This window comes from Microcoleus sp. BROC3, assembly GCF_036702515.1.
Taxonomy (GTDB): domain Bacteria; phylum Cyanobacteriota; class Cyanobacteriia; order Cyanobacteriales; family Microcoleaceae; genus Microcoleus.
This window is the reverse complement of the sequence record NZ_JAUBTQ010000050.1, coordinates 12,910-25,050: the sequence shown is the minus strand read 5'-3', so window position 1 is coordinate 25,050 and position 12,141 is coordinate 12,910. Positions and strand designations below refer to the sequence as shown.

Here is a 12,141-nt window from a genome sequence, read left to right as displayed (position 1 = left end):
TCATTCTCCAGCAGCCTCAGCCGAGGCAGCAAATCTATCCGCTACAGCTTTAGCAATTAGCGCCACCTGACTCAGAGGCAAAAACTGAATTTTTTTGACAATATCGTTAATTTCTGGTGGTTGCGAGACTGGATTGCCATCCAAAAAGCTGAGAAACTCTTCCAGAGTATAGCCGGCTCTCGCTGCGAGCTTACCCAAGTTTTCAGTATCGGGAACCGTATCGCCCCTTTCCCAAAGCTGAACAGCAGTCGCAGAAACGCCTAAAAGCTTACCAAACGCTCGTTGACTCATTGTTCCACGAGCAGTTTTGATGATTTCACTAAGTTTTTGTCTATTTTGGATGTTCACAAGTTAAAAGCTACTCGACCGCACCTACAAGTAAACTGGTCAGTTTATAAATCATTATCATTCAATAGTTGATTCTTTGACTTGTCATCATTGACAAACAAGTAAGTTTAGTATAAAATTAAAAGTATAAATTTAGTAGCCCTGGATCTGAGTATCCCTCACGATCCAGCAGTCAGAAAATAATGACTAATAGACGCACACAGAGAACACGCAACACCCGTCAAAGCCTCACAGCCTCCGGTTGGCTCAAACCTCAACGCTGGCAAATCTCCAAAATAGAAGCAGCCGAAGCCCTGAGAATGCCCGTAAAACACATAGTCAAAGTTTACCCCAAACAACATCAGGTAATAGTCGTTTATCTGAACAAGAAAGGACAAAAATGCAGTTCCTTTTTCAGCTACAGACTATTTGCCAGATGGCAACAAGAGGCGATCGCAGCAATTGCCAGTTGTCGAAACCAGCAAATCCTAGCACCCCTAGAAGTCATTGTACAATACGACCTCGAACATTTCAAATATCCAGTGGCGATCGCCGATGCAATTTGGGAAGCCCTACTCAACCAGATCTCGCGCGTAACAAGGGAACAGAGGCTGAGCAAACAATGCGCCTAGCCCCCCATCACTCGATCAATTAGTAGAAGCAGCCAACTCAGCCAAACGTTCCTGCTGATCCTGGGAAATGCAAGTTTGAATAATCCCCTCAATATCCCCTTCCAAAACAGTATTGAGCGAGAAATTTTCCCCCAAACGGTGGTCGGTAGCCCGATTGTCCTTATAGTTGTAAGTGCGAATCTTCTCCGATCGCGAACCAGTACCAACCTGAGCCAAACGCCGCGACTTCACCTCATCCTGCTGCTCCCGCAACTTCATCTCATAGAGCTTAGCCCGCAAAATCTGCATCGCCCGCTCCTTATTCTGCAACTGACTGCGCTCCTCAGTACAGAAAATCCGAATTCCCGTCGGCTTGTGAAACAAATCCGCAGCAGTTTCCACCTTGTTCACATTTTGACCGCCAGCGCCGCCCGATCGAGCTGTACTCATCTCAATATCCTTCGGATCGATGTGAATCTCCACATCATCCACCTCCGGCATCACAGCCACCGTCGCCGTCGAAGTATGCACCCGGCCGCCAGCCTCAGTCACAGGCACTCGCTGCACCCGGTGTACTCCAGCCTCAAACTTCAGCTTGCTGTAAACGCTGTCGCCTGTAATTTCCAGAATCACCTCTTTAAAGCCGCCCATTTCCGCCAGCGACTCGCTCACCAACTTCACCTGCCAGCCTTGAGTTTGAGCGTAACGCGAATACAGCCGCAGCAAATCTCCCGCCCAAATACTGGCCTCATCACCGCCAGTACCGGCCCGAATTTCCAGCATAATATTCTTGTCATCGTTCGGGTCGCGGGGGAGCAGCAAAACCTTCAAACGACTTTCCAAATTCTCCAGCTTCGCCTCAAGTTCCTGAACTTCCAGCGCAGCCATTTCTTGCATATCTCGATCGCCCGCGGCTTCCTTGAGAACCTGTCGCGCGCCCACCAAATCTTCCTGAGTTGTTTTCCACAGAGCAAAAGTATCGACCACTTCCTCCAAGGACGATCGAGCTTTCGCTACCCGTTGAAACTCTTGATTGTCCCTAGCCACATCCGGGTCAGCCATGCGGCGAGTCAACTCATTAAAAGTTTGCTCTACCGACTTCAATTTATCCAGCAAATAAGATTCAGCCATTGTCAGTTGTCCTTTGTCAATCGATTTTAGATTTTAGATTTTAGATTTTAGATTTGAAGAACAGTTGGGATAGAATCTCGATCGAACTCAACTGCCAGCCGTAGCAAGTCTTCAATCTCAACTCTCCAATCCGAGGGCGGATCGATTTTAGATTTTAGATTTTAGATTTTAGAACTCAAGAGCAGTTAGGATAGAATGTCGATCGAACTCTACTGCCAGCCGTAGCAAGTCTTCAATCTAAAATCTAAAATCCGAGGGCGGTAAGTTGCCAGTAGAAAGAACTACTCTCAACAAACTGCGGACAAATGACAATCCGGCTACTTCTTCTTTTTGCCTTTACCAGCAGCCTTAGAAGCATCTGCTTTCGGCTCTTCCATTTTCAGCGGTCCAGAGGAAGCATCTGCCTTCGGCATTTCTACCTCGGTCATGCCATATTTCCGCATAAAGCGCTCCACACGACCTTCAGTATCAATAATCTTCTGAGTGCCAGTATAAAAAGGATGATTTCCCGACCAAACATCAACTTGAAGCTTTGGTCTAGTCGAACCAACCGTCATCACGTGTTCCCCGTTGCAATAAACCTGAGCTTCGGGATACCACTCAGGGTGAATGCCATCTTTTGCCATTGTTTTTTACTCTCTAATTTTTGACTTTACAACCATTTTAGCTGCCGCAGGACTTCTAAACCAACAACAGCACCAATTTTGTCTTATACCTTGTGGAACCAGGAATCAGGAATCGGAAATAAACTTGAAAAAAAGGCAGATCAAATCTGAATGATTCTTGCCTTTTCTTTCTTCCTTCTTCCTTCTTTTTACCCTGAGCGAAGTCGAAGGGCCTTCTTCCGTCAATCCGTCAATCCGAAATTCCGTTACATCCGTTACATCCGTTACATCCGTTAAAAAATCCGTTGCCGAACTTCCATTACATCCGTTACATCCGTTACATCCGTTAAAAAATCCGTTGCCGAACTGCCCTCGATTACCGCTTCGAGTATTGAGGAGCTTTGCGAGCTTTCCGCAAACCGTACTTTTTCCGTTCTTTGGCCCGCGGGTCGCGAGTCAAATAGCCCTCAGTCTTCAGAGGCTTGCGGTTGTCCGGGTCTAATTGACAAAGTGCTCTAGCGACACCCAAGCGAATCGAGTCAGCCTGACCTGTCAAGCCACCGCCTTCGACTTTGACCAAAATGTCGTACTCATTTTCCAGACCCAAAGTTTCCAGAGGGGCCTTAGCGAGAGCCAAATAAGTAGGGTTGAATTGTAGGTACAAATCCCCCTCTTTACCATTGACAGTCAGTATGCCAGTGCCGGGAACCAAGCGCACCCGCGCTACGGAACGCTTGCGGCGGCCGGTACCCCAGTACACAGCGCGACCGGATGTATCTGTTGCTTGCATTACTCATTTCCTCCCGGAATCGTGTGAACAATTAATTCTTCTGGTTTTTGAGCTTGGTGCGGGTGGTTGGGGCCAGCGTACACCTTCAGTTTAGTAAACAGTTGTCTGCCGAGAGAAGTGTGAGGCAGCATTCCCCGTATAGCTTCTTCGACGATTCTTTCGGGCAAACGTGCTTGCAATTTGGCAAAAGTTTCTGTTTTCATGCCGCCCGGTCTTCCAGAATGGCGGCGGTAGATTTTCTGGGTGCGTTTTTTGCCAGTAACAGCGATTTTGTCAGCATTGATGACAATTACGAAGTCGCCGGTATCCATAGAAGGAGTGTAAGTCGGTTTGTGTTTCCCCCGGAGGTACATGGCAACTTCCGTTGCCAGACGGCCCAGCCGCTGGTCGGCGGCATCGACCACGTACCACTTGTGCTCTAGGGAGTCTTGAGTAGGGACGTAAGTTTTGTTCATTGTTTGTTGTTAGTTGTCTATTAACTGTTAACTGTTGTTAGTTGTCAGTTGTCAGTTGTCAGTTGTCAGTTTTTAATTGTTAGTTGTCCTTAGTTTTTTATTAGTAGTTACCTAATGACTAATGACTAATGACTAATGACTAATGACTAATGACTAATTTTGGCTGGGTGTCGTACCAGACATCTGGGGGAAAGGGAAATTCTGAATAGCCAACCCGCAGCAGGCACAAACCTTGAGCGGGAGCGGCATATTTTACCATTTCTCGGCGTTCGTTGACCCAGATATCTGTGAAATTGTCGATCGGCCTTTCCCCTCGACCCACCTGCACCAGCAACCCCACCAGCAGCCGCATCATCCCGTACAGAAACCCGCTCGCCTGAACCTCAATATAGATAAGAGGCCCAGAACGGTGACACTCGGCCGCTTGTACGTCCACCCAGGAATGGGGGCGGGCTGATCCCGCGCGGTGGAAAGCAGCCAGGTGATGCCGCCCGATGAGCGGTGTCAAAGCTGTCTGAATCAAAGATGCATCCACAGGGGCGTGGTAGCAGTGCCAAGCAAAAGGACGCACAAACAAATTAGGAGTCGGATCTGTATAAAGGGTGTAGCGATAGCGCCGCCAACTGGCTGAGAACCGAGCGTGCCAGGTAGGTTCCACCTTTGCCGAAGCTCGAATTAAAATATCTTTTGCCAGTCGAGAGTTGAGAACGCTTGCCCAGCGGTGAGCCGGAATTGGGCCGTGGGCGTCAAAATGGGCTACTTGAGCAGCGGCGTGAACTCCCGCATCGGTTCTCCCAGCAGCGTGCAGCGTTACCGGGCGTTCCAGAACAGTCGATATTGCGGTTTCAATTTCTTCTTGTACTGTACGCTGGTTCGGCTGTCGCTGCCAACCGTGAAAGTTAGTGCCGAGGTATTGGATTACTAGAGCAACGCGCTGTATCGATTGGGGATTTTCGATTGGGGATTTTCGATTGTCAGTCATAAATCACAAATCTCCAACCCAAAATGGAATTAAACCAGTTCAACGATCGCCATTTCGGAATTGTCTCCTTGGCGGGGGACAGTTCGTACTACGCGGGTGTAGCCCCCGTTGCGCGAGCCGTACCGTTCTTGGGCTGCTTCAAACAAGGCGTGTACTAACTGTTTGTCGTAGATAAAGCCCATAGCTTGGCGGCGAGCGGCCAAGGAGCCATCTTTTGCCAGGGTAATCATTCTGTCCGCCTCTGGGCGCAGCGCTTTGGCGCGGGCGAGAGTGGTAGTAATTTTACCGTGGCGGATTAATTCGGTGGTCAGCGAGCGCAGCAGGGCGCGGCGCTGGTCAGCCGGTTTGTTGAGTTGGGGGACGCGACAGCGGTGACGCATAGCAGTTGGTAATTGGTAATTGGTAATTGGGCGCCGGGATAGTCCGCGAGTTTTGAGCGGTGATTTCTTTAACTGAAAAACTCACCTACTTAAAATTCAGAACTTTTTTACCCGTTACCCGTTGATTAACTTTTAGCTGATTTTTCCTGTGGCAAGGTAATGCCCAAGCGTTTTTGTAAAGCTTCAATCACTTCTTCGGCAGACTTCTGCCCGAAGTTCTTGATCTCGAGCAAGTCTTCTTGGGTATAATCCAATAAGTCTGCGACTGAGTTGATCTGAGCCCGCTTGAGACAGTTGTAAGCCCGGACGGACAACTGCAATTCTTCGATCGGAATTTGGCTAGTAGGATCGGCTTCACCTGGATACTCTGGTTTGAGAGAATCTTGGGTGATGTCTTTGAGAGGTGCAAATAAATCTACCAGGATGTTGGCAGATTGACTCAAAGCTTCTTGAGGAGTCACGCTACCATCAGTCCAGATTTCCATAATCAGCCGGTCTTTCTCGACCGTGCCGCCTACCCTAGCATCTTCAACGCTGTAGTTGACTCTACGAATCGGCATAAAGATGGCGTCTATTTGGAGGAAATCCAAAGCCGACCCATCATCGCGACTGCGGTCTACTGCTCGGTATCCGATGCCTTTTTCAATTCTGAATTCCATTTCCAGAACTGAGCCGGGCGAGAGAGTTGCAATGTACTGGGAGCGATCGATCAATTCCACCTCTGAGGGCAAATCGAATCTATCGGCCGTAACTGTGACAGGCCCCTCAATCCGCAACCTGCCGATTTGCGGCTGCTGAGAATGAGTTTTGAGGACCACCTCTTTCATGTTCAGGAGAATTTCTAGAACATCCTCACGTACCCCTTCGATCGTGGCAAACTCGTGATTGACGCCCGCGATTCGGACTGAAGTTACTGCCGTTCCTTCCAAATTTGACAGCAGAACTCGCCGAAGCGCATTCCCAACAGTTGTTCCTTGACCGCGATCGAGCGGTTCCAGGACAAATTTTCCGTACTGACTGCGGTCTTTGTCAGTGTTAGACTCTATACATTCAATTTGAAACTGCGCCACGGAGTGACCTCCCTTTTCCACTTTGGATTTTTGATTTTGGATTTTAGATTGCAGAGCATACCCCTGAACGGATTTCGGATTTTGGATGGACGGGGCAACAGTTAGAACCATTAGTTTTTGACTTTAAGCAGTTAGCCATTATCCAAAATCTAAAATCTAAAATCTCAAATCGTTTTAGACTCTACGCCGCTTGGGAGGGCGACAGCCGTTGTGAGGAATTGGGGTAACATCTCTAATCAGGGTAATTTCCAGTCCCGCCCCTTGCAGCGCCCGAATTGCAGTTTCTCGACCTGCTCCTGGCCCGCTCACCATTACTTCTATTTGGCGCATTCCTTGGTCGTTGGCTCTGCGGGCAGCACTTTCTGCTGCTGTTTGAGCTGCAAAGGGAGTGCCCTTCTTAGCTCCTTTAAAACCGCTGGAACCCGCTGATGCCCAGGATATTACTTCCCCGTTGAGGTCGGTAATAGTCACAATTGTGTTGTTAAAGGTAGACTGGATGTAGCCTACCCCATTGGGTACATTCCGTTTCTGCTTTTTTGCACCAGATTTCTTGCCTGTTTGTTGTCGCGCCATATTAGTCTCTTTAACGTTACTCTCAACTAATGTCCCGAAGCGCTAGGAGCCAGCAGCCCCCAGCGTATTTTTCCAAAAAAGATGTTACTTCTTGGAAGGTGCTTTTTTCTTGCCCGCAACTGTTCGGCGGACGCCGCGACGGGTTCTGGCGTTGGTACGGGTTCGCTGACCCCGCACCGGCAGACCCAAGCGGTGACGCCGACCGCGATAAGTCCCGATATCCATCAGGCGCTTGATGTTCATTGACTCCCAGCGCCGGAGGTCTCCTTCGATTTGGTAGGTGGTTTCTACATGAGTCCGCAGAGCAGTCACGTCGGCCTCTGTTAAATCCTTGACGCGAGTGTCAGGATTTACGCCTGTTGCAGCGATAATTTCTTGGGCCCGCGACAGGCCTATTCCGTAAATGTATGTCAGACCTATTTCGACGCGCTTATCGCGTGGAAGGTCTACCCCGGCAATCCGTGCCACACTTTTTGTCTCCCTAGTTTTCCTGTTTGGCTACAATGTTCAATTAGGATGCACCTGCGTGCAGTGCCCAATCTTCTTTTTTTCTAACCTTGGCGTTGTTTGTGTTTCGGGTTAGTGCATATCACCATCACTCGACCGCGACGGCGGATGACGCGACATTTCTCACAAATTTTTTTGACAGATGCTCGAACTTTCATCTTTCTTCCTGCCTGGAGAACCCCGCTCTAGCGGAGAACAGGCACGCTGGGACTGCCCGTAGAGCGGTGGGAGGAGAGGCTGGGCAAGGTGTAGACCTCTCCTCGATTAAATTGTATAAAGTGCGGGTTGTTTCATGAAGGAGCCCGCTTGCACCCACTCCCATTGCTGGGTAAAGTTCGCCTGCGCCAGAGTGTTGGCGAGCGATACTTTTACGGTGTAACAATGACTTAACCCGGTACACCGGTGGGTTGTTGACGCCCTTCTCGGCAACACTACAAACGTAGCATTATAGCATAAATTTGAAGCTTTTTACCAAATTCTCTCTAAATTAAACTTAGAATTAGTTTTTAGAAAGTTTTATCTAAGCCTATTTTTTCCGAAGGCGATAAGTAATCCTGCCTTTGGTCAAGTCGTAGGGGGTTAATTCGACTTTGACGCGATCGCCAGGCAGAATTTTGATGTAGTTGCGGCGGATCTTGCCGGAAATGTGAGCCAGCACGTTAAACCCATTATCTAGGTCAACGCGAAACATCGCATTGGGCAGGGATTCCGTCACTGTCCCTTCCATTTCAATTAAATCTTGCTTAGACAATTTGGTATTTACCTCAACTCTACATTTGATTAACTAGGAGTGTCCCGGCGTTGGCCTCAAAACCTATTTACTGGTACGAGTCAAACGGGAACGGGGGGCAATAATTAGGGCGACTCGATCGACTTCTTGACTCAACCAACCAATTGTTTTAGCTTTACTTGAGTAAAGTTGTGGCAATCAGTATCGAGTTCAATCCGGTCTCTAGCAACCCTCACAAAACCTGATAGCACAAAAAGCTCCTAGTTAACATATCTTAGCAAAAGCTTGTGAGTAACAAGCCGTATTGAGAGGGTTCAAGAGTCGATCGAGAGAGATTGTTGCAGTTGTGCGGTGACTAATTCCATCGGTTGATCGCCATCAACCGCAACTAACTGTTGGCGGCCGCTGTAAAAATCAATCAAAGGCTCAGTTTGCTCGCGATAAACTTGCAACCGGCGGCGGATCGTCTCCTCATTGTCATCCTGCCGGCCCCGCGAGAGCAGGCGAGACACCAAAATGTCGTCAGGCACGTCAAGATTAACAGCTTTGAGACCAAATTTCGGGTTCGATGTACTCCCCTCGGCACCGCTAAGCTCCTGCAGCAGTTTGTCTAAAAAAGTTGCCTGGGCAACAGTGCGGGGAAAGCCGTCGAGAATCCAGCCCGCATTCGCGTCCGGTTCATTCAAGCGTTCCTGCACGATATCCATCAGCAATTGGTCGGGAACCAACTCACCCCTGTCCATGTAAGCTTGCGCCTTTAAGCCCAAGGCCGTTTTCGCCACCACGCAGGCGCGCAGGATTTCGCCCGTAGAAATGTGGGGTATTTTCCAGAGAGCGCCTAATATCTGAGCCTGAGTTCCCTTTCCCGCCCCTGGAGGCCCCATGAAAATAAATTGCATTACGATTACTTCACCATTCCTTCATATCGCTGGGAGATGACGTAAGTTTGAATTTGCTTAGCAGTTTCGATCGCCACACCTACTAGAATCAGTAGGGAAGTTGCGCCAAAACCTCTAAAAGTTTGCACGCCGATCGCACTTTCGACAGCCGTTGGTACAATTGCCACCAGACCGAGAAATATCGCTCCCAAGAAAGTCAAACGGTTCAAAACCTTCTCCACATAATCGCTGGTTTTCTGACCCGGACGAATCCCAGGAATGCTGGCACCCATTTTCTTCAAGTTCTGAGACATATCTACGGGGTTGACAATCAACGAAGCGTAGAAATAGCTAAAGAACAGAATCAAAGTCAGATAGAATAGCGCGTAAGCCCAAGGCGTCGGCCCGTTCGGACTCAAAACGTTAGCCACTTGAACCAAAAACGGGTTATTGAGAGATTGAGCGAGGAAAGAAGGTACAATCAGCACCGAAGATGCAAAAATAATCGGCATTACCCCGCCTTGATTCAACCGTAGCGGTAGATAGCTGCGACTCTCCCGATAAACTTTGCGGCCGACTTGGCGGCGGGCCGAAATAATCGGAATGCGGCGAGTACCTTCCTGAACAAACACAATCCCGACAATCGTTACCAAAAACACCAGCAGCAGAACGACTACGCGGCCGACTACTTGAGTGTCCCCACTTTGAGCCAATTCAAAAGTTTGTCCCAAAGAGCGCGGCAATACCGACACAATATTGATAAAAATCAGCAGCGACGCTCCGTTCCCGATACCTCGTTCCGTCACCACTTCCGATATCCACATCACAAACATTGAGCCGGCTGTCAGAGCCAAAGCAGTTTGTGCTATGAATAAAGGCGCGGGAGCTTGAGCAAAAGGGCTGACCCAAATCGCAATGCCAACGCTTTGCAGAATTGCCCAGCCCAAAGAAACGTAGCGAGTAATTTGAGAAATCTTGCGCCGCCCTGCTTCCCCTTCATTTTTCTGCAAGTCTTCTAAACTTGGCAGAGCCGCAGTTAGAAGTTGCACAATAATTGAAGCATTAATGTAGGGCAAAATCCCCAGCGCAAAAATCCCCAAAGCTGACAACCCGCCTCCTGAGAACAAATCCAGAAAGCCAATTAAAGGGCTATTTTCGACGTTTTGGGCAAAGGCGACTCGATCGATGCCGGGGACTGGCAAGTGGACACCCAGGCGTACTAAAATCAGTAAGCCAATGGTTACGAGGATGCGGCCTCGCAAACCAGCAGCTTGAGCCATCTGCATGAACGTCTCTTGTGCAGTTGGCGCTTTCTCTCTACTAACGTCCATAGTTACGATTTTGGATTTTAGATTTGGGATTTTCGACTAAATCATTTTCTGATAGCAAGCTTGAGGATTTGAGATTTGGACAGACTCTCAAACCTCAAATCTTTACGCAACTAATTCGCAACTTCCGCCTGCAGCTTCAATTTTGGTGCGAGCACCTGCGGTAAAAGCCGAGGCGCGCACTTGCAAAGGTACATTCAGTTCACCATCTCCTAAGATTTTCAGCGGCCCGTCGTCTGTGGTGACAATTTTTGCTTGGATCAAAGAGGTGAGAGTAACTTCGGTGTTTGCTGGCAGCGATGCTAATTTACTTACATTAATGGTAGTGTACTCTTTCCGGTTCACTAGAGGGAAGCTTTTCAACTTGGGGAGACGGCGGTAGAGAGGATTTTGACCTCCTTCAAAACCTGGTCTAGTGCCGCTACCGGCTCTAGATTTTTGACCGCGCATCCCTTTGCCGGAGCTCGCGCCTTGACCGGCAGAAATACCTCTGCCCAAGCGTCGGGGGCGCTTTTGGGAGCCTGCTTTGGGTCGGGCGTCTTGCAATCTCATAGTTTTAGTAATTGGTAATTGGTATTTGGTATTTAGAGAGCGGGTACGCAGTAGTTTTGAGTGCGTGAGTTTTAAGTTGCGGATTTTTTTATTTTCACCGCAAGCACTTAACACTCAAAACTTACAGTTTCCCATTCTCGCGTGCCCTAACCGTAGAGATTTTCTACTGGAATTCCGCGCTCTTGAGCAACTTCGGACAAGGTGCGGAGGGTGGAGAGGGCATTGACTGCAGCTCGGGCGTTGTTTAAGGGATTTCCAGAACCTAGCTGTTTGGCTAAGATGTTGCGGACTCCTGCTAGTTCGAGAACAGTTCGCACTGCTCCCCCTGCAATTACCCCGGTTCCCGGAGCGGCCGGCCGCATCATCACTTTAGCTCCGCCGCCGTCACCGTTGATGGGGTGAGGGATGGAGTTAGATTTGGTGAGGGGGACTTCAATTAGGTGCTTTTTGCCGTCAGCGACGCCTTTTTTAACGGCACCGATTACGTCGCTAGCTTTGCCGACTCCTACTCCAACTTGACCGCGTTCGTTGCCGATAATGACTATGGCGCGGAAGCTGAGTTTTTTACCACCTTTGACTACTTTGGTAACGCGCCGAATCTGAACAACCCGTTCTTGCCATTCGGATTCTTTTTCGCGCCCTTTGTTGTTGCTGCTGCTTTTTTTCTTGTTGCGCTGTTCTTTTTGTTCTGCCATAGTTTTGTCCTGTGGGAATTAGTAATTGGTGAAAGGCGATCGGCAAGTGGTAATTGTTTGAGTAAAAAGTAAAAATAGAAGAAATCTGGATTTTGCCTTTTAACTTTCAACTTTTGACTTTTTACTTTTTAATTACTCATTACCCGCTACCCATTACCCCCTCTAGAAGTCTAACCCCGCTTCGCGAGCTGCTTCTGCGAGGGCTTTGACACGACCGTGATAGAGGTTGCCCCCCCTATCGAATACGACTTTGACTATGCCAGCGCTGGAACAGCGTTTGGCAATCAACTGACCGACTTGCACGCTCGCGGAGCAGTTGCCGCCAGAACTGAGAGTTGACTTCAATTCGGGATCGAGGGTTGACGCGGCGGCCAAAGTGTGCTGGGCGGTGTCGTCGATTACTTGAGCGTAGATGTGCTGCTCTGAACGAAATACCGCTAGTCTGGGGCGTTCGGAGGTGCCGAACACCTTGCGCCGCACGCGGCGGTGTCTGCGGTGAACTGATTCTTTGCGAGTAAGCTTCATGG

General features: G+C 49.0%; 18 protein-coding genes. 1 reads left to right on the top strand and 17 read right to left on the bottom strand.

Annotated elements, in window-relative coordinates; all coding sequences use genetic code 11:
• Window positions 1-291 (bottom strand): helix-turn-helix domain-containing protein, encoded by a 291-nt coding sequence (locus tag QUB30_RS25820; protein ID WP_293150745.1) that lies wholly within the window; start codon window positions 289-291, stop codon window positions 1-3.
• Window positions 292-530: 239 nt separating this feature from the next.
• On the opposite strand from QUB30_RS25820, the gene QUB30_RS25815 reads away from it, so the two are divergent.
• Window positions 531-959 (top strand): hypothetical protein, encoded by a 429-nt coding sequence (locus QUB30_RS25815; RefSeq protein ID WP_333339386.1) that lies wholly within the window; start codon window positions 531-533, stop codon window positions 957-959.
• A 15-nt stretch (window positions 960-974) separates the two neighbouring features.
• Here QUB30_RS25815 and prfA read toward each other — a convergent pair whose 3' ends face one another.
• The 16 genes from prfA to rplR all read right to left on the bottom strand — a co-directional run bounded on the left by prfA (window position 975) and on the right by rplR (window position 12,139).
• The gene (gene prfA, locus QUB30_RS25810; RefSeq protein WP_333339383.1) at window positions 975-2,069 is read right to left on the bottom strand and encodes a peptide chain release factor 1; all 1,095 of its coding nucleotides are present in this window, start codon (window positions 2,067-2,069) and stop codon (window positions 975-977) included.
• 317 nt (window positions 2,070-2,386) lie between these two features.
• On the bottom strand, window positions 2,387-2,695 hold the full coding sequence (rpmE, locus tag QUB30_RS25805) for a 50S ribosomal protein L31 (RefSeq protein ID WP_333339379.1): 309 nt from the start codon (window positions 2,693-2,695) through the stop codon (window positions 2,387-2,389).
• A gap of 355 nt (window positions 2,696-3,050) precedes the next feature.
• Window positions 3,051-3,464 carry a 30S ribosomal protein S9 gene (rpsI, locus tag QUB30_RS25800; RefSeq protein WP_006634975.1) on the bottom strand — a complete coding sequence of 138 codons (414 nt, stop codon included), beginning with the start codon at window positions 3,462-3,464 and terminating at the stop codon, window positions 3,051-3,053.
• On the bottom strand, window positions 3,464-3,919 hold the full coding sequence (rplM, locus tag QUB30_RS25795) for a 50S ribosomal protein L13 (protein WP_015178725.1): 456 nt from the start codon (window positions 3,917-3,919) through the stop codon (window positions 3,464-3,466). The genes rpsI and rplM overlap by 1 nt, the downstream gene beginning before the upstream one ends.
• A 139-nt stretch (window positions 3,920-4,058) precedes the next feature.
• The gene (truA, locus tag QUB30_RS25790; protein ID WP_333339376.1) at window positions 4,059-4,901 is read right to left on the bottom strand and encodes a tRNA pseudouridine(38-40) synthase TruA; all 843 of its coding nucleotides are present in this window, start codon (window positions 4,899-4,901) and stop codon (window positions 4,059-4,061) included.
• Window positions 4,902-4,930: 29 nt separating this feature from the next.
• On the bottom strand, window positions 4,931-5,281 hold the full coding sequence (gene rplQ / locus QUB30_RS25785) for a 50S ribosomal protein L17 (RefSeq protein ID WP_190657966.1): 351 nt from the start codon (window positions 5,279-5,281) through the stop codon (window positions 4,931-4,933).
• A 125-nt stretch (window positions 5,282-5,406) separates the two neighbouring features.
• A complete protein-coding gene (locus QUB30_RS25780) occupies window positions 5,407-6,351 on the bottom strand; it encodes a DNA-directed RNA polymerase subunit alpha (protein WP_202798589.1) in 945 nt (314 codons plus the stop codon).
• A gap of 174 nt (window positions 6,352-6,525) precedes the next feature.
• Window positions 6,526-6,924 carry a 30S ribosomal protein S11 gene (gene rpsK / locus QUB30_RS25775; protein ID WP_006634980.1) on the bottom strand — a complete coding sequence of 133 codons (399 nt, stop codon included), beginning with the start codon at window positions 6,922-6,924 and terminating at the stop codon, window positions 6,526-6,528.
• 84 nt (window positions 6,925-7,008) lie between these two features.
• Window positions 7,009-7,392 carry a 30S ribosomal protein S13 gene (gene rpsM / locus QUB30_RS25770; RefSeq protein ID WP_333339372.1) on the bottom strand — a complete coding sequence of 128 codons (384 nt, stop codon included), beginning with the start codon at window positions 7,390-7,392 and terminating at the stop codon, window positions 7,009-7,011.
• A gap of 83 nt (window positions 7,393-7,475) precedes the next feature.
• Window positions 7,476-7,589, bottom strand: a complete 114-nt coding sequence (gene rpmJ / locus QUB30_RS25765) for a 50S ribosomal protein L36 (RefSeq protein WP_015178722.1) — start codon at window positions 7,587-7,589, stop codon at window positions 7,476-7,478.
• 368 nt (window positions 7,590-7,957) lie between these two features.
• On the bottom strand, window positions 7,958-8,182 hold the full coding sequence (gene infA, locus QUB30_RS25760; RefSeq protein WP_006276978.1) for a translation initiation factor IF-1: 225 nt from the start codon (window positions 8,180-8,182) through the stop codon (window positions 7,958-7,960).
• Between the two features lie 293 nt (window positions 8,183-8,475).
• A complete protein-coding gene (locus tag QUB30_RS25755) occupies window positions 8,476-9,060 on the bottom strand; it encodes an adenylate kinase (protein ID WP_333339369.1) in 585 nt (194 codons plus the stop codon).
• A 5-nt stretch (window positions 9,061-9,065) separates the two neighbouring features.
• A complete protein-coding gene (secY, locus tag QUB30_RS25750; protein ID WP_333339366.1) occupies window positions 9,066-10,370 on the bottom strand; it encodes a preprotein translocase subunit SecY in 1,305 nt (434 codons plus the stop codon).
• A gap of 102 nt (window positions 10,371-10,472) precedes the next feature.
• Window positions 10,473-10,919, bottom strand: coding sequence for a 50S ribosomal protein L15 (gene rplO, locus QUB30_RS25745; RefSeq protein ID WP_006634984.1), 447 nt, complete (start codon window positions 10,917-10,919; stop codon window positions 10,473-10,475).
• A gap of 146 nt (window positions 10,920-11,065) precedes the next feature.
• Complete coding sequence (gene rpsE / locus QUB30_RS25740) at window positions 11,066-11,614, bottom strand: 30S ribosomal protein S5 (RefSeq protein ID WP_190745441.1); 549 nt, start codon at window positions 11,612-11,614, stop codon at window positions 11,066-11,068.
• A 162-nt stretch (window positions 11,615-11,776) separates the two neighbouring features.
• The gene (gene rplR, locus QUB30_RS25735; RefSeq protein ID WP_333339363.1) at window positions 11,777-12,139 is read right to left on the bottom strand and encodes a 50S ribosomal protein L18; all 363 of its coding nucleotides are present in this window, start codon (window positions 12,137-12,139) and stop codon (window positions 11,777-11,779) included.
• Window positions 12,140-12,141 lie beyond the last annotated feature (2 nt).

Excerpts from the sequence above, each read along its gene's own strand:
- QUB30_RS25820 (WP_293150745.1), bottom strand. The coding sequence starts at position 291 with ATGAGTCAACGAGCGTTTGGTAAGCTTTTAGGCGTTTCTGCGACTGCT.
- QUB30_RS25815 (WP_333339386.1), top strand. The coding sequence starts at position 531 with ATGACTAATAGACGCACACAGAGAACACGCAACACCCGTCAAAGCCTC.
- prfA (WP_333339383.1), bottom strand. The coding sequence starts at position 2,069 with ATGGCTGAATCTTATTTGCTGGATAAATTGAAGTCGGTAGAGCAAACT.
- rpmE (WP_333339379.1), bottom strand. The coding sequence starts at position 2,695 with ATGGCAAAAGATGGCATTCACCCTGAGTGGTATCCCGAAGCTCAGGTT.
- rpsI (WP_006634975.1), bottom strand. The coding sequence starts at position 3,464 with ATGCAAGCAACAGATACATCCGGTCGCGCTGTGTACTGGGGTACCGGC.
- rplM (WP_015178725.1), bottom strand. The coding sequence starts at position 3,919 with ATGAACAAAACTTACGTCCCTACTCAAGACTCCCTAGAGCACAAGTGG.
- truA (WP_333339376.1), bottom strand. The coding sequence starts at position 4,901 with ATGACTGACAATCGAAAATCCCCAATCGAAAATCCCCAATCGATACAG.
- rplQ (WP_190657966.1), bottom strand. The coding sequence starts at position 5,281 with ATGCGTCACCGCTGTCGCGTCCCCCAACTCAACAAACCGGCTGACCAG.
- rpsK (WP_006634980.1), bottom strand. The coding sequence starts at position 6,924 with ATGGCGCGACAACAAACAGGCAAGAAATCTGGTGCAAAAAAGCAGAAA.
- rpmJ (WP_015178722.1), bottom strand. The coding sequence starts at position 7,589 with ATGAAAGTTCGAGCATCTGTCAAAAAAATTTGTGAGAAATGTCGCGTC.
- QUB30_RS25755 (WP_333339369.1), bottom strand. The coding sequence starts at position 9,060 with ATGCAATTTATTTTCATGGGGCCTCCAGGGGCGGGAAAGGGAACTCAG.
- secY (WP_333339366.1), bottom strand. The coding sequence starts at position 10,370 with ATGGACGTTAGTAGAGAGAAAGCGCCAACTGCACAAGAGACGTTCATG.
- rplO (WP_006634984.1), bottom strand. The coding sequence starts at position 10,919 with ATGAGATTGCAAGACGCCCGACCCAAAGCAGGCTCCCAAAAGCGCCCC.
- rpsE (WP_190745441.1), bottom strand. The coding sequence starts at position 11,614 with ATGGCAGAACAAAAAGAACAGCGCAACAAGAAAAAAAGCAGCAGCAAC.
- rplR (WP_333339363.1), bottom strand. The coding sequence starts at position 12,139 with ATGAAGCTTACTCGCAAAGAATCAGTTCACCGCAGACACCGCCGCGTG.